This is a genomic window from Oceanihabitans sediminis, from assembly GCF_003337215.1.
In the GTDB taxonomy this organism is placed as follows: Bacteria; Bacteroidota; Bacteroidia; order Flavobacteriales; family Flavobacteriaceae; genus Oceanihabitans; species Oceanihabitans sediminis.
On the sequence record NZ_QPIG01000001.1, the window covers coordinates 268,039 to 289,228 of the forward strand.

The 21,190-nt window shown below is 34.0% G+C and carries 13 protein-coding genes; all 13 read right to left on the minus strand.

Annotation, left to right across the window (positions count from 1 at the left end):
• Positions 1 to 113: 113 nt before the first annotated feature.
• The 13 genes from DU428_RS01250 to DU428_RS01310 all read right to left on the minus strand — a co-directional run bounded on the left by DU428_RS01250 (position 114) and on the right by DU428_RS01310 (position 21,166).
• On the minus strand, positions 114 to 695 hold the full coding sequence (locus DU428_RS01250; protein WP_072348413.1) for a cytochrome c oxidase subunit 3: 582 nt from the start codon (positions 693 to 695) through the stop codon (positions 114 to 116).
• 2 nt (positions 696 to 697) lie between these two features.
• Positions 698 to 1,591 carry a heme o synthase gene (gene cyoE / locus DU428_RS01255; protein WP_072348412.1) on the minus strand — a complete coding sequence of 298 codons (894 nt, stop codon included), beginning with the start codon at positions 1,589 to 1,591 and terminating at the stop codon, positions 698 to 700.
• Between the two features lie 112 nt (positions 1,592 to 1,703).
• Positions 1,704 to 3,806 (minus strand): energy transducer TonB, encoded by a 2,103-nt coding sequence (locus DU428_RS01260; RefSeq protein WP_113965617.1) that lies wholly within the window; start codon positions 3,804 to 3,806, stop codon positions 1,704 to 1,706.
• Positions 3,807 to 3,970: 164 nt separating this feature from the next.
• Entirely contained in the window at positions 3,971 to 4,699 is a 729-nt protein-coding gene (locus tag DU428_RS01265) for an energy transducer TonB (protein ID WP_072348409.1), read from the minus strand.
• Positions 4,700 to 4,760: 61 nt separating this feature from the next.
• On the minus strand, positions 4,761 to 5,135 hold the full coding sequence (locus tag DU428_RS01270; protein ID WP_243633432.1) for a VanZ family protein: 375 nt from the start codon (positions 5,133 to 5,135) through the stop codon (positions 4,761 to 4,763).
• Positions 5,128 to 5,508, minus strand: coding sequence for a glycine cleavage system protein GcvH (gcvH, locus tag DU428_RS01275; protein ID WP_072348407.1), 381 nt, complete (start codon positions 5,506 to 5,508; stop codon positions 5,128 to 5,130). The genes DU428_RS01270 and gcvH overlap by 8 nt, the downstream gene beginning before the upstream one ends.
• Before the next feature lie 62 nt (positions 5,509 to 5,570).
• Positions 5,571 to 12,704, minus strand: a complete 7,134-nt coding sequence (gene sov / locus DU428_RS01280) for a T9SS outer membrane translocon Sov/SprA (protein ID WP_165839145.1) — start codon at positions 12,702 to 12,704, stop codon at positions 5,571 to 5,573.
• Between the two features lie 60 nt (positions 12,705 to 12,764).
• Positions 12,765 to 13,346 (minus strand): Holliday junction branch migration protein RuvA, encoded by a 582-nt coding sequence (gene ruvA / locus DU428_RS01285; protein WP_072348403.1) that lies wholly within the window; start codon positions 13,344 to 13,346, stop codon positions 12,765 to 12,767.
• A 103-nt stretch (positions 13,347 to 13,449) separates the two neighbouring features.
• Complete coding sequence (locus tag DU428_RS01290; RefSeq protein WP_072348401.1) at positions 13,450 to 15,753, minus strand: NADP-dependent malic enzyme; 2,304 nt, start codon at positions 15,751 to 15,753, stop codon at positions 13,450 to 13,452.
• An 81-nt stretch (positions 15,754 to 15,834) separates the two neighbouring features.
• Entirely contained in the window at positions 15,835 to 16,761 is a 927-nt protein-coding gene (gene queG / locus DU428_RS01295) for a tRNA epoxyqueuosine(34) reductase QueG (protein WP_113965619.1), read from the minus strand.
• Entirely contained in the window at positions 16,761 to 18,095 is a 1,335-nt protein-coding gene (locus DU428_RS01300; RefSeq protein WP_072348397.1) for a cytochrome P450, read from the minus strand. The genes queG and DU428_RS01300 overlap by 1 nt, the downstream gene beginning before the upstream one ends.
• Before the next feature lie 65 nt (positions 18,096 to 18,160).
• Positions 18,161 to 19,183: a Holliday junction branch migration DNA helicase RuvB gene (gene ruvB / locus DU428_RS01305; protein ID WP_113965620.1), complete on the minus strand. Its 1,023-nt coding sequence runs from the start codon at positions 19,181 to 19,183 to the stop codon at positions 18,161 to 18,163.
• Between the two features lie 195 nt (positions 19,184 to 19,378).
• Positions 19,379 to 21,166: a cytochrome c oxidase subunit I gene (locus DU428_RS01310; protein ID WP_072348392.1), complete on the minus strand. Its 1,788-nt coding sequence runs from the start codon at positions 21,164 to 21,166 to the stop codon at positions 19,379 to 19,381.
• Positions 21,167 to 21,190 lie beyond the last annotated feature (24 nt).

Sequence of the window (21,190 nt, forward strand, 5' to 3'; positions counted from 1 at the left end):
TGGACAAAAATAATCATTTTATTTCTCAAATGAAACATAGATCTTTAAATTTTGAAACTCTCTAAATAATCTAGGCCTTTGATAGCCTATCAATCTAGCTATTACACTCTATTTTATCCTACAAAATACAGGAATAAAAACAGATAAATCCATAGTATATCAATAAAATGCCAAAAAGTTGCTGCTAATTCGAAGCCTAGCATATTAGTAGAACTATACTTTTGTTTAAAATGATTATAAATTACTACTAACAAACAAATCAAGCCTGCAACAACGTGTAAAATGTGCACCATTGCGATCAAATAGATATAAGACATGGTCACATTACTAGTTGGACCAGTAAAATTATACCCTAAATCAATAATTTCTTGAAAACCTTTAAACTGATTAAAAATAAATAGCAAACCAAATACCAATGTAGCTAAAAGCCATATGGTAACCTGTTTTCTATCGTCTTTTTTTAATGCACGTTTTGCTACAAGAAATGCAATACTACTAAGTATTATAAAAACTGTACTTATAATAAATGCATTTGGCAGTTTGAAGTCTTCTAACCAATCTGGTCGTGTACTACTTACAACAAATGCACTAGTCCATCCTGCAAAAGACATAACTAGTGATATAATTCCAAACCAGAGCATCATTTTTTTTGCTCTTCCGTGTTTTTCTTCTAAAGTCCCTTGGGTTAAATCCATGATTAACGTATAAATTTATCTAATACATATACTATTTGTAGCAATGTAATATAACTAACACTAACAATCATTAAAGTTCTAGCTGCTTGCGTAGTCATTTTTTTGAATAATTGAAATGCATAATATAGAAAGCCCAAACCTAAAAGCCCCACTATAACTGCTGATATTGGTGTAATATATAGTTTACCAGTAATACCAAATGCTGGTATTAACGAAGCTAAAAGCGTCCATACAGAATATACGATTACCTGCACTGCACTAGCCCTATCTCTTTTTCTTGTTGGCAACATAAAGAAGCCTCCTTTTTTATAATCTTCAAACAAAAACCATCCAATTGCCCAAAAGTGTGGAAACTGCCAAAAGAATTGTATTGCAAACAAAGTACCTGGCTCAATTCCAAAATTATCTGTAGCTGCAACCCAACCTAACATAAATGGAATAGCCCCAGGAATTGCCCCTACAAATACAGCTAATGGTGTTTTTGTTTTTAAAGGGGTATAAACACAGGTGTAAAGGAATATAGAAATCGCACCGAACATTGCTGTTTGCTGATTGATAGTATATAAAATGGTAATTCCTAGAATGGTAAAGATGGCAGCAATTGAAAAGGCAACATTCACAGACATACGCCCTGCAGCAACAGGTCTATCTTTAGTTCTGTCCATTAAAGCATCTAGGTCTTTTTCTATAATTTGGTTAAAAGCATTAGAAGCTCCAACCATAAAATAACCACCAAAAGCTAAAAGAACTAGCGTTTTATAGTCTACTGTTTCAACCCCTAGCAAATAACCTGCAAGAGAAGAGAACACGACGCTTAATGCTAAGCGCATTTTTGTAATTTCTTTAAAATCGGAAATTACCGAATGTTTTACTGTAGATGTAACTGTAGTGTCCAATTAAAACGCTTTGTTTTGCGAGGGCAAAGATACTTTATAAAACCTTATTTAAAAAGAAAAAACTACAAGCTTTTTACATGTGGTTTTTTACTTTGAAAAATTGCAAGAAATCTTATAAATCATAGTACCAATTAAATAAATCAGTTCTTATTCCTAGATTAAACCAAACCGTATTATTTTTAAATGTAGTTAGTGTATTTGCTTCAGGGTTAAAATCTCTAAAACTTACATCTGCAAATATTTTCAGGTTGGTTGCCGAATTAATTAAATATCCTGCTTGTACATTGGCGAAAAATGTATTTGTTTTATTTCCTTGCCCAACCAAAACACCCGTATCTGAAGGTCTATCATTATACGTCCTGTAAATATCTGCTCCATAACTAAAGTTATCGGTTCCATCATTAAAATCTAAACCTCTAGATCCTAAAATCACTTTAGCATTTCCAAACCATCTATCATAATGATAGCGACCAATCAGAATGAACTCGCTAAAGTTAGCTCCCCATAAATGCGCCATAGATTGGTTATTATGTCCGTAGTTCAAGAAAGAAGAATTATGTGAATAGGTAAACGGTCTTACTCTATTATATTCTGCCTGTAACATTAAATTTTTAAACTTAAAAGCATCATAATACTTCACACCTAGTTGGTAACCAAATTTGTTCTTCCAACTCTTTTCACCACCTTTTATATGATTAAGAGAAAATTCATCTAGGATAAATTGACCATAGGTATTAATATTATCATTCACCTTATACTTTGCAGATAGACCTAAAATAGCATTACCAGCCTTTTGACCTGTTTCAAACTCTATAGCACGGTAAAATATTATTGGGTTTATATAATTAATCTCGAAGTTTCTATTATCGGTTTTAGCCCAAATTACAGATTCAAACAAACCTATATTCAGTTTTTTTGTAGCATTCCAACTCAAGTAGTGCGTTGCCATATATTTACTTAAATAGGCTCCGCTATCGTCTTTAGCAGATGGTCTTATATCTTTAAGCCACATCCAAGTATTGGTATATTTAATTTTCCAAAACTTCGTATTTAACTTTAAGAATGTAGAAGGACTAGCTGCATCACTTATAAATAAGGAACGATAACCATCACCAATAAAGTTTTTTCCGTGTCCGAACTGCACATTGAAAAACGCTGCAGGTGCATAGGACAAGTAAGCTTCGGCTACGGGATAATCATAAGAGTCTGACTTAAATCGCTTCGCGATACCTCTTCCCGGAATAACAGCAGTTTCATCTGCTCCCTTAATAGATTCTGCATATTGATTATAGTATTGCGCAAATCGACCTTGACTTTCGAAAACGGAAGCATGAAAACTAAACTTATTACTTTTCCCTAAACCTCCTTGTATGTAAATACCTCTTGTATTGTTATAAGTAGAACTAAAATCTGCATCAGTATCTTTTCCTACTTGTAAATCGAAAATAGGATCTACAGTAAACCAATAGTCTTCCGATTGGTAACGCACTAAATGTTCATCCCATAGTTTTCTAGATAAAAGTGAAGCATCCGCTTTGCTTAAAGATTCATTTGCCGCTTGAAAATCATAATACTTAGAAACTTCTTCATATACAAATGGCTTAGATGCAGTATGGCTATTGGTTCCAACTAAGTTGATATTTCTATCAAATTTAGCATAGGCACTATGTGTAAAAGGGATATTTAACTGACTGGTGAATTCCTTATTTGTGTAAGGCACTAATTTTTGGCTAACACTATCATATTCTGTTTTTATAGCATCTTCAATAGATTGTACTTTTTCTTTTTCCGAAACAACTTTTGCTTCAACAGTTTGATTTACGATAGGTATCTGAATTGGAACGGTATATTGTTTGAATGTTGGTTTTCCATTATATGTTCCTGGTGTAATTTTCGGCAAGTCTTCAAAAACACGTGTAGCTTCTTCTTTAAGCTCCTCGTACATGGCATCAATATAAATAACCTTAAAAGCACCTTCTTTATCAACTTCAAAAAGAACAACAACTTCCCCTTTATATTTTTCTTCAGAAATCGTTTCAGGAACTTTAAAATTATTGAAAATATGCGTCAATACTTGTGTGTCGAAGCAATGCTGAAGCTGTTCTATCGCTACAGATTCGCAATCTGGGAAAACAGGTGGTTTTTCAGAAAGGGTTCCATCTTGAGAAAACGATAAAAATGGAGAAAGAAATAATATAAAAAGGAATTTCTTCATAGTATGGTTACTGTTGTTTTAATGCTGAAAGATACTATTTTTTTATAATTAGAAAGACTATACAATTTGAAGTTTTCTTGTGGTAAGTAACGATATTATATTAAAAGAAAAATCCCGTTACAAAACTTGTAACGGGAGTTAATTATATGATAAAAATTAAATTTTTAATCTTGAACCATGAATGAGATAGGGAAACCGTAAGGTACTGTTACCGCTTTTCCACGTTGCATTCCAGGTTTCATTTTAGGTAACTGACTTACAACTTTCACAGCTTCTGCTTCTAGTCTTGGGTGTGGTGCTCTTGCACGTACTCCTACAACTTGTCCGCTTTTGTCAACTTTAAACTGAATACTAATTCTATGTTTACCTGTTTTTAATCCTAAATCTTGTGCTAAATCTGTGTTGAATTTCTTGTTTACAAATCGAGCGATTTTTTCAGACATACATTTTTTTCTAGCATTGTTATTTGTTTCGCCTTCACATCCTGGGAATACAGGTACGTTTTCAATAACTGCAAAAGGAACTTCAATATCTTCTTCTACTTCTTCAATCTCTTCGATTTCTTCCACCTCAACGATTTCTTCTTCTTGAGATGTTTCTGTAGATTCAATTACTGTTTCTTCCACTTCTTCCTCGTCTTCAACAACCTCAATAACTTCTGGTGCTGCTGGTGGCGGTGGCGGTGGTGGTGGCGTTTGTAATTGCTCTGTAATTGGAATTTCTTCTTCTAACTCATCATCTAAATTCAGTACACCAATATCAATCGCAGACTTATCATACGTTTTATAATTGATTGCGTAATTGGTTAAAAATAACATTAATGCTAAACCTATTAGAAAGTATAGCGTGCTGTTTCTACCAACATTTGCTTTCGGATTTTTCTTCAGTTCCATATTTTTTAGTTTTTACTAGAGGCTAAAATAACCAATTATTTGGCAAAAAAGCAAGTGTGTATTATTTTTTAACTACTTTTTTTTTCAATATCAATAAAGTAATTACTGTTGTGCTAACACCAATGGTATTTGCTAAAACATCCATGTAATCTGCCGACCTATAGTCTGTTAATATTGCTTGTAACACTTCAATAATTATACCAAAAAGTATTGAAGCAACAACAGAATACAATAATGATTTATAAAAAGGCAATTTATATCGCTTAAATAACACAACAAACCATAGAGAGGAAAGGAAAAAATACGCAATAAAATGGTATATCTTATCCGCATTAGAGTATTCGAAATCTGGCATACCAGAAACGCTTACTAAACTAACCGCAGTTAAAGCTATTGTGTAACCTAATGCAACAAAAAAAGCTATCTTTTTATGCACCAATAAGTGTTTTATAATCCTCAGCAGATAATAAATCATCTAGTTGAGAAAGATCTGATGCTTTTAATTTAATCATCCAACCATCTCCATAAGGATCTGTATTTACTTTCTCAGGCTCGTCTTCTAAAGACTCGTTAAACTCGATGATTTCACCAGAAAGCGGTAAAATTAAATCTGAAACTGTTTTTACTGCTTCCACGGAACCAAAAATTTCTTCCGCATCAAGAGTTTCGTCTACTGTTTCTACTTCAACATAAACAATATCACCTAATTCACTTTGTGCAAAGTCTGTAATACCTACTGTTGCTACATCTCCTTCAATTTTAACCCACTCGTGGTCTTTTGTGTACTTTAATTCTGCTGGAATATTCATAGTATTTTTAAATAATTTTTTGTTATTAGCAAATGTATCTAATTGTCTTGTAATTTTAAATATTAATTACCAAAATTATATCTTAAGGTTAATCCGGATCTAATAGATGTTTGTGGAAAAGCTGTAGATATAGCATATTCTGAGAAGGTATAATCAAAATAGAAAATACCGGTTAAGTTTTTACTAAAGGCATAATCTGCTGTAAACTTCGTACTCCATAAGGATTGCCCAGATGTAATTTGGTTATTATTAAGATCTAAATATCTAATAATTGTTTTATTGTCTCTATAAGATACATCTGCCTTTAAGTTAATATCACTTATAATTGTTTTTCTAGGACCAGCTAATTTAGACTTCATTCTAACGTCTTTAATTCTGTATCCTAATCCTACTTTATATTCTTTACCTTGAATTTCTGTAACTAAGTTATTGTCGAAGCTTAGAGATAGCATTCTATCTTTTTTCATTTCTAACAACACTTTTACATCGCTTTTAGATTCAAAGTCTATACGGAATAACGGACTAAACATTTCTGTTAAGTTGATATTACTGTATAATTCCTTGTTTTTGAAATCTCCGTTTTGGTCTAATGCATCTGCAGGTTGGTTTGCAAACACCACTCCTTCTTGCGCAGCAGTATAGTCTAAGTTAGATCTAAACTGGTTGATGGTATATGCCGAACGATAACCATGAGATAGAGAGAATCTTTTAAAACGTTTTTTAAACCAATTAAGTTTCATAAAACCAGCATATTTTAAATCCCAGTTTGGCACCGGAATATTTCTAAATGCTGTGGTTTTAGTTTTACCTGCATCTTGCCCTTTATAAGCAGCTAAGAAAGCTGGTAATAATACCGCCTGACTAGATTTACCAAAACCTTCTGGGAAGCCTTCTGCATCCCTAGTGTAGTTTGTGTTTCCATAGAACTTTTCTGCCAATCTTTCTGCAATAATTAACCTATTCTCTCTAAAGTCTTCAAAAGGTTTAGATTCTATCTCATCACTTTTACTAAATGCTGTTTTTATTAAAGCAGAAGAGATAGTAAAGTTACCGAAGCTATTAGGAGTTAAGGATTGGTATTCTAAATCGCTATTCACATTAAAGTTTTCTGCAAAGTTTTCGGCGTAAATTCTATTACCAACAATATCAATTTTAAGATCTCTAAATGGTTCTACATTGATGGAATAATCAAATTGTTTGGAAGTAGTTTCCGTATACTGCTGATTAAATTCTGGATATTGGGTTAACCATCCGTTACGAGCGGCTAATTCTCTAATATCTCGCTGACTTCCGAAGGTATAACCTACCGTTGGCTTAAGGGTTCCTATAAAACCTGGTGTTTGTAAATATCCAGGAAGATAAGTTCCGTTGGTTTCATTATAATTAAGCTGAATTCGTTTTACACTAGTGATTAAACCTATTCCGAAATTACCAAGTTTACTACTTTTTTTCGTTTGCGTTCTATTATTAGGTTCTGCTCCTGGAGGTGTTGCTCGACTAGTTCTTGCTCTAGAATTAGCTCTACCTCTTTTTTGTTCTAATCCTATATATTTATACAGCTTATTCATATCTAAAGATGCATTAATATTATGTTGGTTAGCATTAGAAATAGAGTTTCCTAAATCATACGTTTTCCCATCTAACTGAAGGTCTCCAAATAAATCAGATCCTTTTTGCCATTGAAACTCTCCGCTATACGTATAGGTTGCATCAATAAAACTGAATGTTGGTATTTTATTTAATGGTAACTTATAGTTTACTCCTAGTTTTTGGTATTGCCTGTTAGGATCCCCAAAATCAAAGAAGCCATCCCAAACATCTAGATCAGAATCTTGTCTTCCGTTTAATTCGTCGTTTACAAAATAGTTTCTAACAATATTATTGTTGGAAGCAGTAAAATCAAGACTTAACGCCTTAGTTAAGTTATAGTTTATGGTGTATTGAAAATCGAAATTATAGTTTCTTCTGTATAATTCTTCTAAACCAATATTTGCTCCACCTAAATCAACATCTCTAAACTTTTGTTTATTGAATTGTCTTGTATAGTTTGTATTTACAGTGAAACTAGATGGCAATAAACTAACATTAAAGTCTTTTAATAATTTTAAATACTTACTATTAAATAAAGAATCATTCTTTTTGAAAGGCTCTATAACAAGTGGATTGAAATTATATGCATAGTTCACTCCTGCTCTTACTTGTTGGTCTAAAGAACGTTCAATTTCGAAATCTCTATGTTCTACTTTATTATATGAATAACTTAGTGTTAGATTTTCTACATCATAGAAACGTGGTGTTTTATCTGTCGTTCTATTTTTTCTTACTCCAATGAAGTTGATGCTTTTTCGCTTCGTATAGGTTTCAGATTGTTCTTTTATGGTTTCTTGTTCTTCGGTAGTGGAAGCTGCATCAATTCTAGTTTGTAATTCGATATCCTCATATAGTTTATCGTATTTAGGAGTGATGCTTTCTTCTCCTTGACCATAGTTAAACGGAATTTGCATTCCCCATTTCTTTGGTAATAACTGCCCCACATTTACATTGGTTACAACGTCATATTGTTTTACATCTTCAATACTACGCTCTTGCGGACCTTGTTCAATAGAACCAAAACCAGAAGTACTATATCTTCCTGTTGCACTTAAATTTGCGAAATCTGCAATATTAGCATCTGCACTTACAACCGTTGCCCAACCGCCTTCGTTATCCATTTCGGCTAAACGCAGTTCGTTGAACCAAATTTGTCCGCATCTATTACTAGAAGTTGCATTTTTAACCCCTATCATTAGCGTTCTAATATCTCCAAAGTTCGGGTTTCCAAAGATAGCTACACGTTGCTGTCCAACTGTATGAGAAGCATATTCTGGAACTGGATTATCACTTAATCCGCCATCTACAACATCGTAAAAAGTAGCTTCGGTTGCACTAAAATTATCGGCTATAGCTTTTGCTTTTATTTGTTGTAATATTTCTAATCGGATATTTAATTCGTTTTCTTCTGGCCAAAGTTCCGATCTAGAGGTACCTGTAGAAACTTTTAGAGGTACTTCTATTTGGTAATAGTTTTGCGTAAGGTCATTACCCATTCTTACAAAACCTACCAATTCTCCATCTGCAAGTGGCGATCTGTCTTCACCCATTTCAGCATGCATAAACATTTTTAACTGTTTATACTGCCTCATATCTACATTGATGTTTTTATAAACAGCTCTAGCATCATGAGATTCTAAATCACAAACCTTAACAACTAGGGACTGTTCGTTTTGTCTAATTACGGTATTGTTGTTATAAAGTTCTTCTGGCTCTACTCCTGGAGGAGATTGGTATACACCTTCGTTTTCTAAAGTATTTACAACCCCAAGAGTGAAGTTTGTATTTAAGTCTAAATTCGGATCTCCTAAATCTTCATCTAAAGTTCTAGTGTATCTTCTCCACTCACTACGTACTAAATCTAATGTACCAAATCTAAATACTGTTGGCTGACTAAATTCTTTTACATACATACGGGCAAAACGTATAGAACGTAAATCTGCTATACCTCCTACTGCATTCGTGAATTCTGTAACCGGAACTCTAAACTGATACCAAACAGGAACTACGGTTTGTCCGTTAGGCAAGTTTCTAACCTGACTATCTTTTTTATCAACGATATATGGATTACTTAAGTTTAAGTCTGAAGGGGTGATATCTAATTCATATTCAAAATAACTATCAATGGTATTCATTGTATTATCTCTATTAATATCCTCAACATCTGGTTGCGTTGTACTACCCCGATTGTTATCTGAAAACGCATCGGGAGAGTTTCCTTCTACACCATTATAACGTTTATATCTTTCAAAAATATCTCCTTCTCTATTCAGGAAATAATCATAATTATCGTTTGAAGGATCATCTAAACCTGCATAAGCCGCACTTAAGCTTTGTTCTTCCAAATCATTATAACCATCGTAACCAACATCTTGATTTGTTCTTTCTCCTCCTGTGGAATCGAAGGCATAAATTAATGATTGGTTTAATGGAACAACAGAACCCCAGTCTGTTTGATTAAACATACTTACGTTTCCATCTTTAGGCAGACCATTTTCGTACATTTTTCTACCATCCTTAATAATATCTTCTGAAATATTTCCAAGGTTAAAAACTAACTTACCTCCAGGGTTTGAAGCATTTTCTTGGAATGGATCTTGCAACCAAAACTCGATATACTCCACATTTGCTTGTTCAAAATCTGTTGAAGTTAAAGCTCTTGAAATTCCTGCCCAAGAGTCTTGTGGATTGGTTAAAATCCCGTTTGGAATATCCACATTAGTCGTTTGAAAGTTATATGGCCCGCGCTCATTAGGATAATAAGCTAAATCTAATGTGTTTATTACTGTGGTTTGTCCTTGTGCGATATCTTGCTGCGGGAAAAGCTCGTTAATAAATACTCTAGATGTATATAAACCAGACATATCATCATCACTTATTCCACTTGGGCGACGGTTACTATAGAAAATTGGATCAATATGATACCAGTTTAACATGGCACGGTTGTAACCGTTTGTAATATTTTGAACGTCATAAGTATCGGTGCCGTCTACTCTAATAGGTCTACTAGATAAGTACCATGATTGTGCCGATTTTAAATCTATAGCAGATTGTGAACCTTCAAAATCATCTACATAAGAAGTTGCTTCACCTTGAAAATCGGTTCCTTTTGGAGAACCTGGTCGCAATGCTGCAATTTCACCAGAAACAGAAAAATTAGAAGGAACATCTGTATCAATATTTGGTAATTTATTAACCAATCTTGTTAAGAACGGAACCTCTGTTGAATAATTAATATTGAAACCATAAATACGGTTATTTATTGGTTCATTGTTATAATTTGCTTTTTGGGTAATTGGTCTTTCTTTTAAGCTGATATATGTAGCACCTAAAAGTAATTTATCACTAACCTTGTGCTCTACATTTATTCCAAAGAAACGTTTAGATTGTTGACCGAAAATAGAATTATTTTCTGTAGAAACTTGAATAGGTGTATTTGAAGCTTTTAAGGCTTCATCTAAAATTTGCACCCTACCTAATTGATAGTTTACTGTATAATCGATTCCTTCTACTAGCACACGACCACCTGCTGTAACCTTCACAGAACCTCTAGGTACATTAAATGCTCCAATAGGAATTCCTTCACCACCAACAGATTTATAACGTCCTTTAATTTGGAATTTATTTTTCTCTACTTCTTCTAAAGCGGCTGTTTTCGTTTCCTTATACAGCACATCATATACGTATTTCTCCTGGTTTGGATTGGTATAGGTATCTGCTTGATAATCGGCTTCATTGTTAGATGGGTTTCCATCATCATCTAAAATATCGAATAAATAACGACCGAAAGGCTCTACTTTGGTGAATACAATTTTTCCGTTTTGCGGAATAACTGTAATGTTTGGCACAAAATCGAAGAATCCATCACCACCAACTTGCGGATCGTTATTGTAGTTTAATTTATCTAAATGAAATAAGCGAATTAAAGGTGTTTCAGAAATTTCTGAATCATCACCAGAAATAGAAGTGTTTCCATTAAAAATTGGGAAGGTAGTTCCTGAAACCGGCGTAATATAGTTTACTGGAGAACCTTCGTTATAAAATATATTTAATTTAAAATCTTCTTGACTTAATTGATACGCTCCTGTATCATAAATATTTTTCATCATTAAGTCCCAAATCGGTTGATTTGTAGAAGTAATCGGACTCTTTAATAATTTTAAAACTAAGTTGTTATTATTTACTCCTGTTACATTTCCGTCAAAATCTGTATTCACACCAGTAGCATCTACTCCGTCGTTAGCAAATTCCCCAACTTGATACACTTGCCCAGCAACAGTAAATTGGAATGCTACGGCTAAAACTTCATCGTTATTTAATCGTTGGTTTAAAGAAATATACCCCAATTGAGTGTTTAATGTATATTCCTGTCCCTCTTGTAGTTTTCTTGCGTTTTCTAACTTCGCATAATCAGCTCCCTCGGTTACACCACCAACCATAATTCCAGATTGTACGGTTGCAATATCTCTAATCTGACTATTTAATTGTGAACCAGCACCACCAATATTTAATGGATTGAAAGCATTGTTTTTGTTACTAGGATAAGCATTTGGACCTACCGTTACGTTTACTGCTGAACCTACTCTTGCACTTTCACCTAAATCCTGCAAGGCTACAATGTTCCTTACGTTTTCTGTTCTATTATTTCTATTTGTTACCCAAGCTTCAATTCTTGTAATTTGAACTTGTGTATTTATAAACGGATAGTTGTTTAATGCAGCATCGTAGTTCTCTCTAAAGTAATGTGCTAGGAAAAAGTGTCTGTTTTCATCGTAATCTCTAGCAAAAAATTCAAACTCTTCCATTGTTCCTCCCCCTTGCGCTATAACAGATTTGGTGTCTGATTTTTGTTCAGAAAAAACCGCTGTAATGGTTGTTCTACCAAACTGTAATTGTGTTTTTACACCAAATAAACTCTGTGCTCCTGTAATTAAAGAACTATTAAGTGGCATACTTACGTTACCTACTTCTATTTTTTGAATGATATCATCTTCGGTAGGTGTGTATTCTAACTTTACCAAATTTTGAAAATCGAAAGTAGATTCGGTGTCATAATTTGCTGTTACTTGTAAACGCGTACCTACTTTTCCTAATAAACTTAGGCTAATTCGTTGATCGAAATCAAAAGTGAAGCTGCTTCGGTTTCTTGGTGAAAATGCTGGATTATCTTGTTTTGAAAACAAAACTCCTAAATCCATTTCTACCGAACCTTGTGGAACAACTTCAATGGTATTACTACCAAAAATAGTTTCGAAAAGTCCAGAATCAACATAAAATTCTGGTAAAAGATTTTTCTGTTCGTCTTCACTACCTGCTTTTTTACCATCAAAAGCATCAATTTTTTCTTTATAATAACTTCTTAAATTTTCTTGAGCTACAAGTGCTTGATATTCCTTCGGAGTTAATATTACTGGATAATTAATATTGAAAGCTCCAACTGTTTCGGTATAAATATACTTGTCTGTAATTGGGTCATAGGTATATTTGGAAACAATACTTGTTGGATTTGGCATCTCTAAGTTACCTAGACTGTAACCTGTACTGGTAGAATCTTGCGGAGTTGGCTCTTGAGACCAAGCTACAAAAGACAACAAAACGGCAACCATGGTAACAAGTTGCTTTTTGATTGTTTTTGTGGGATTGTAGTTAGTTGTATTCAAATCTTATTATAAGTTTTTTAAAGCTTGCTTTATAATTACTTCAACGCTTGCATCGGGTTCTGTGGCAATAACTTTATCAACCGCACGTTCTGCTTGCTTTTTATTAAAACCAAGAACTTCTAAAGCAGATAACGCTTCATCTTTATTTGTATTGTTTTGAGATACAGAAACTTCATCTATATCATAAATCTTTAAAACCTTATCCTTTAAATCAAGTATAACACGCTGTGCAGTTTTAGCTCCAATTCCTTTTATAGATTGTATTAAAGCAACATCACCAACAGCAATACCCTCTCTTACTTGTTTAGGAGTTAACGAAGAAAGCATGGTTCGCGCAGTACTAGCACCAACCCCACTTACAGAAATTAACAGTTTAAATATTTCTCTTTCTGCCAAAGAAGAAAAACCAAAAAGTGTATGCGAATCTTCTTTTACTTGAAGATAGGTATACAATTTAAGGTTTTCTTGATCTGGTATTTGAGAATATGTATGTAAAGAAATATTAAGCAAATAACCTACTCCATTACAGTCTATAACAACGTCTGTTGGATTTTTTTCTACTAATTTCCCTTGTATGTGTGTAATCATATATGAACCTTCGTTAAACTCTCAAATGTAATAAAATAATTACGCATTATCATGGTGTAGGAATAAATCCCCGGAAACTGTAATTTTTAACGATTAAAAAATTTTAATCGCTTTGTTTTTTCGCTCTTCTTTTTTCCCATCTTTCTTTTTCCTGCGCGTCAATAACTGCAATCGCTGTCATGTTTACAATCTCATCAACACTAGCATTTAACTGTAAAATATGTACTGGCTTGCGCATTCCCATCATAATTGGCCCGATAGAATCTGCTTTATTAAGTTCTTTTAATAACTTATAAGTAATATTTGCAGCATCTAAATTCGGAAAGATTAATGTGTTTACTTTTCTTCCAACAAGTTTAGAGAATGGGAAAATATCTTTTATTCTTTGACTGTTTAAAGCGAAATCTGTTTGTAATTCCCCATCTACAATCATATCTGGATTTACTTTATGCAATAAAGAAACTGCATCTCTCATTTTAGAAGCTTTATCGTTAGATGAAGATCCAAAGTTAGAATAGCTAGTTAGTGCAACAACCGGTTCCATACCAAACATTTTTACTGTTTTAGCTGTCATCTGTGCAATTTTAGCTAAGTCTTTTGCTGTAGGATCAATATTTATAGAAGTATCACTTAAGAATAACGGTCCTCTTTTTGTCATCATTAAGTTGGTAGTAGCTACTCTAGTTGCACCCGGAGCCATACCAATTAACTCTAACATTGGTTTTACAACCGAAGGATAACTACGAGAATATCCTGAAATCAATGCATCGGCATCTCCTTCATTCACCATCATAGCAGCGAAATAATTTCTTTCACGCATCCATTTTTGTGCAGAATAATACGTCATTCCACGACGTTGGCGCTGTTGCCAATACACCTTTGCATATCTGTTCTTTCTTTCTTCTTCTTCATCTGATTTAGGATCGATGATTGGCACATCTGCATCAAACTCTATTTCCTCCTTAAGTTTTTCAATTTTATCTTTTCTTCCTAAAAGAATAGGGTATGCAATCCCTTCTTCGTAGACAATTTGTGCTGCTTTTAAAACATCTAAGTGATCTGCTTCTGCAAACACAACTCGTTTAGGATTTGTTTTTGCTCTATTAAGTAAAAGTCTAACAATTTTATTATCGCTACCAAGACGGTCTAACAATTCGTCTTCGTATTTATGCCAATCTTCAATAGGTTCGTTTGCTACACCACTTTCCATTGCTGCTTTTGCTACAGCTGGAGGAACTGTTGTTATTAATCTAGGGTCAAATGGTTTTGGAATGATATAATCTTTACTAAAAGTCATTCTAGTTTCCCCGTAAGCAATATTTACTTGTTCTGGAACTGGTTCTTTTGCAAGATCTGCTAAGGCTACTACCGCTGCCATTTTCATTTCTTCATTGATTTTTGAAGCACGAACATCTAGCGCGCCTCTAAAAATGAATGGGAAACCTAAAACATTATTTACTTGGTTAGGGTGATCACTTCTACCTGTAGCCATGATAATATCATCTCTAGTTTCTACTGCTAATTGATAATCTATCTCTGGATTAGGATTTGCCATTGCGAAAACTATTGGGTTTTCTGCCATAGACTTTAACATCTCTGGTGTTACAATATCTGGGGCAGAAAGTCCGATAAACACATCTGCATCTACCATTGCTTCTTCAAGAGTATCTATTTTACGATGTGTAGCAAATTCTGTTTTTTGCGAAGAAAGGTTTTCTCTATCCTGTCTGATTACCCCTTTGCTATCTAGCATCACAATATTTTCACGACTCGCTCCAAATGCTTGATATAATCTAGTACAAGAAATTGCTGCGGCACCGGCACCACTAACTACAATTCTAGCATCTTTAATATTTTTCTCTGAAAGTTCTAATGCGTTTAATAAGGCTGCTGCAGAAATAATTGCTGTACCGTGTTGGTCATCATGCATTACAGGAATGTCTAACTCTTCCTTTAAGCGTCGTTCTATCTCAAAAGCTTCAGGGGCTTTAATATCTTCAAGATTAATTCCTCCAAAAGTTGGTGAAATCATTTTTACCGTTTGAATAAACTCCTCCACATTTTCGGTGTCTACTTCAATATCAAAAACATCAATTCCTGCGAAAATTTTAAAAAGAAGTCCTTTTCCTTCCATTACTGGTTTAGATGCTTCCGGACCAATATTTCCTAGACCAAGAACGGCTGTTCCGTTAGAAATTACAGCTACTAAGTTTCCTTTTGCTGTATATTTATATGCGTTGTTTTTATCTTTTTCAATTTCTAAGCAAGGTTCTGCGACACCTGGTGAATACGCTAAAGACAAGTCTCTTTGAGTTGCATATTTTTTAGTAGGTACTACTTCAATCTTTCCTGGAGTTGGCTTTGCGTGATATACTAAAGCTTCTCTTCTTTTGCTTTGTTTACTCATAATTGCTATTCATTTTAAGGAACTAGCAAATATAAGTTATTAAGCGAATAGTACATAGAAAAAAGAAAACAGTCTCGCGTTCTATTTCTTTAAAAACTGAATATTTCTAACTAAGCCAGAATATTTTGTGCGCTTTACAGCCGATTTTTTAAATACTTTTCTAAAAGTTTCTTCTGTGATTTCTTCCCAATCTTTTTTAGTCATGTCTAATAGTTCGGGATGCGGATTAAAAAGTGGCTCTGCATGTGCTTTTGAAAATCTATTCCAAGGGCAAACATCTTGACAAACATCGCAGCCAAACATCCAATCGTCCATTTTTCCTTGAAATTGTGTTGGAAGATTATCTTTTAGCTCAATTGTTAAGTATGAAATACATTTACTTCCATCAACCACATAAGGTTCTACAATGGCTTGGGTAGGGCAAGCATCGATGCAAGCAGTACAAGTACCACAATGATCGGTTACCCTTGAATCGTATTCTAATTCTAAATCGATGATAAGTTCTGCAATGAAATAAAACGAACCTACTTGTTGGGTTAATAAATTAGAATGTTTACCAATCCAACCTAAACCTGATTTTGCTGCCCAAGCTTTATCAAGAACTGGCGCGGAATCTACAAAAGCACGACCATCAACCTCTCCAATTTCTTCTTGAATATGATGTAACAGCGTTTTTAATTTGTCTTTTATAATGAAATGATAATCGGTTCCGTAAGCGTATTTAGATAGTTTATAGGTGTTATCTTGTTGTTTTTCTTCAGGGTAGTAATTTAATAATAACGAAATAACGGATTTTGAACCTTCCACTAATTTTGTTGGATCTAAACGCTTATCGAAATGATTTTCCATATAATGCATTTCACCATTCATGCTTTTGTTTAACCATGCTTCTAAACGAGGTGCTTCGGCTTCTAAAAACGCTGCCTTACTAATTCCACAAGATAAAAAACCAAGGCGTTTTGCTTCAGCTTTAATGATTTCTGTGTATTTGGCTTTATTATTAGGCATTAACTTCGTTTTTCAAACTTTAAAAAAGCATTTTTAGGCTTTAAAGTAATTAAAGGAGTCACTTCGATAGACTCAAAATTTGGAAGGATTTTATAAGTGAAGACTAATTCTGAAATTGCAATAATCATTTCAAACATAGCAAAATTATTACCTATACATTTTCTTGGTCCGGCACCAAAAGGGAAATACTGCGAAGAGAACTTTCTTGAACCTTCACTGAATCGCTCTGGTATAAACTTATTTGCTTGTTCCCACAAATCAGGGTGGCGATGCATCTCGTAAACCGAAAACAATAGATTAGATCCAGATTCAAAATGTAAGCTATTAAATGTGTCATCTTCAACATTTACACGATCTATAAAATATACCGGTGGGTATAAGCGCATAGATTCTTCAATCACCTGCTGACAAACTTTTGATTTTGTAACCAATTGCATTAAATCGTCACTTTCTTTTAATACTTCAGCACGCTCTTGTAAAATCTTTTCTTGCCATTCTGGATATAAGGCTAAAAGTTGTGTGGTAAAAGTAAGTGCATTGGATGTTGTTTCGTGACCAGCAGTAAATAAAATTAGTATTTCGTCTATAAGTTGTTCTTCTTCCATAGAACTGCCGTCATCATACTTTGCATCTAACAGCATGTCCAGTAAATCATGTTGTTTTACAGAAGAAGCTCTTCGTTCTGCTACAATTCGTTTTAAAATCTTTCTAGCTTCTTGCGTTAAATCAAGATGTTTTTTAATCTCCCCACTAATATGAAACCACCAAGATAAATATGGCTGACGAAGTTCTTTTACCAACATCTTTTGAGCTTGCTCGGTAATATATTGCAGTCGGTTAATATCTTCTTGATTTGCTGCAGAGCTAAACAAAGATTTTACCACTGTTTGAAAAGCTAAATCATTTAAAATTGGAAAAACATCTATTTTAGTATTGGGTGTGATCTTCTTATACTCGGTAAGAATTGCCGATTTAATGGTCCCCAAAATATTTTGTAATTGCTTTTTATGAAAGGCAGGCTGAATAAGTTTTCTTTGTCTTTTCCAGTGCTCTCCTTCTGCCGTTAATAAACCTTTACCAACATATTTAACCAAGTCTTCTGTTTGAATTTTAGACTTAGTATAATTCTTATGGTTCTTTTGAAGGACATACTCTGCAAAAGCAGCATCTCGAATAAAAACGACACCTGTATGAAAGCCTATTTTCAATCTAAAAACATCTCCTTGCTCTTCAAAATTCCTATGGTGAAAAGGCAACGGATTTTTGAGTATCTCAAGCGAATGTTTTACGAATCGGCTTAAAGGAACTGTGGGTATGTTGTTTTTAGTTTTCAAATTAAGATGTACTTATTGAAAGTATTTATAAAGCTTTCAAAGCGAATAGTGAAATGTTTTGAATTCTAAAACAAATCGCCTTGCCTTGGACCTTTAACTCTACCTAGATGTTTATATGCTAATTCGGTTACCTCTCTTCCTCTAGGGGTACGCATAATGAAACCTTGTTGTATTAAGAAAGGTTCATATACCTCTTCGATAGTTTCTGAGTTTTCACTAACTGCTGTTGCTAAAGTTGTAATACCTACTGGGCCTCCTTTAAACTTATCAATTAAAGTTGAAAGAATTTTATTATCCATTTCATCTAAACCATGGGCATCAACATTTAGGGCTTCTAATGAGAAACGAGCAATTTTAATATCGATACTTCCATTACCTTTTATTTGCGCAAAATCTCTAACCCTACGCAGTAAGGCATTTGCTATTCTAGGTGTCCCTCTACTTCTACCAGCTATTTCAATGGCTGCTTCCATAGAGATTGGTACTTTTAATATTTCTGCACTACGCTGAACAATGGTAGTTAATAACTCTGTGTTGTAATATTGCAACCTACTTTGAATTCCAAAACGAGCTCGCATTGGTGCTGTTAATAGACCAGAGCGAGTAGTTGCTCCAATAAGTGTAAAGGGATTCAGATTGATTTGAACCGTTCTTGCATTAGGTCCTGTTTCAATCATAATATCAATCTTATAATCTTCCATTGCAGAGTAAAGATATTCTTCTACAATTGGACTTAAACGATGTATTTCATCTATAAATAAAACATCGCGTTCTTCTAAATTTGTAAGTAATCCAGCTAAATCCCCAGGTTTATCTAAAACAGGTCCTGAGGTTACTTTGATACCTACTTGTAATTCGTTTGCAAGTATATGAGCTAAAGTAGTTTTTCCTAAGCCTGGAGGTCCATGAAAAAGGGTGTGATCTAATGCTTCTTCACGACCATTTGCAGCTTGCACAAAAACTTGTAAGTTTTCTAATACTTGATCTTGCCCAGTGAAGTCATCAAAGGATAATGGCCTTAATTTTTTTTCTACATCTAATTCTTCCGGAGAAAAATTTTGGTCTGTTGGATCTAGGTTTTCGTTCATAGTATTTCCCGTGATTAAGGGAACTTATTAGTGTTAGCTCAACGATAATTGAGATGCTATTATTTTATATATTCTAAACGGAATTTAGAATGACCAAGAAGTCAAAACAAATATAATGAAAAAGACCTTTGAAAGCTTATAACTATCCAAAGGTCTTTTCGTCTTTTTATTTAAATCTGCTAATGCAGTTTTTATTTAGTGTTGAAGTTCTTCTTCTCCTTCTTTTAAAGGAACGTTTTGCGGAACGAAATCAACATCATGTCCTGGCTTAGAATAATCATATGGCCATCTGTAAACATGAGGGATATCTCCTTTCCAGTTTCCGTGGATATGCTTAACTTCAGTAGTCCACTCTAATGTGGTAGATTTCCATGGGTTTTTAACAGCTCGTTTTCCGTAGAACATAGATGTGAAGAAGTTATATAAGTAAATTAACTGTGCAGCTCCTCCTATTAAAGCAAATACAGTAATGATCACGTTTGTGTTTGCTAGGTCATCAAATAAAGGGAAAGTTGAGTTTGTATAGTAACGTCTTGGTAAACCAGCCATTCCGATGAAGTGCATTGGGAAGAAAACTCCATAAGCACTAATTGCAGTAATCCAGAAGTGAATATAACCTAAGTTTTTATTCATCATTCTACCAAACATTTTTGGATACCAGTGATAGATACCTGCAAACATACCATAGATAGCAGATATACCCATTACTAAGTGGAAGTGAGCAATTACGAAATATGTATCGTGAACGTTAATATCTAATGCTGAATCTCCAAGGATAATACCTGTTAAACCACCTGTAATAAATGTAGAAACAAAACCAATAGAGAATACCATTGCAGGGTTCATCTGAATATTACCTTTCCAAATAGTAGTAATCCAGTTGAATGCTTTTACCGCTGATGGAATAGCAATTAATAATGTAGTAAATGTAAATACAGATCCTAAGAATGGGTTCATTCCTGATACGAACATATGGTGACCCCATACGATAGTAGATAAGAATGCAATTGCTAAGATAGAAGCAATCATCGCACGGTAACCGAAAATTGGTTTACGTGAATTAGCTGCCATAATCTCTGAAACAATTCCCATTGCAGGTAAGATTACGATATATACCTCAGGGTGACCTAAGAACCAGAATAAGTGTTCGAATAAAACTGGCGAACCACCTTGGTAGTGTAATACCTCACCTTGAATAAAGATATCTGATAAGAAGAAAGAAGTACCGAAACTTCTATCCATTATTAATAATAATGCTGCAGATAATAATACTGGGAATGATACAACACCAATAATAGCTGTTACAAAGAAAGCCCATATAGTTAAAGGTAGTCTAGTCATAGACATTCCTTTTGTACGCATGTTTATTACTGTAACAATATAGTTTAATGATCCTAATAATGAAGAAGCAATAAAGATAGCCATAGATATTAACCATAAAGTCATACCCATACCAGAACCACCTTGGGCCATTGGTAATGCACTTAATGGTGGATAAATTGTCCATCCTGCTGCTGCTGGTCCTGCTTCAACAAAAAGTGAGATTAACATAATAACACTTGATATGAAGAATAACCAATAAGACACCATGTTTAGGAAACCGGATGCCATATCACGTGCACCAATTTGTAATGGAATAAGTAAGTTACTAAAAGTACCACTTAAACCAGCTGTAAGTACAAAGAATACCATAATGGTACCGTGAATAGTTACTAGTGCTAGATATATATCTGCATCCATCACTCCACCTGGAGCCCATTTTCCTAGTAATGCTTCAAATATAACATTAGGCTCTTCTGGCCATGCAATTTGAATACGGAACATTAGTGACATAATTACCCCAATAATTCCCATAAGAGTACCAGTAATTAGGTACTGCTTAGCAATCATTTTGTGGTCCATACTAAATATATATTTAGTCATGAACGTTTCTTTATGATGGTGCTCTGCGTGTGCTTCGTGTGTATCTGCGTGTGCTGACATAATTTAATATTCTTTTGTCTTATT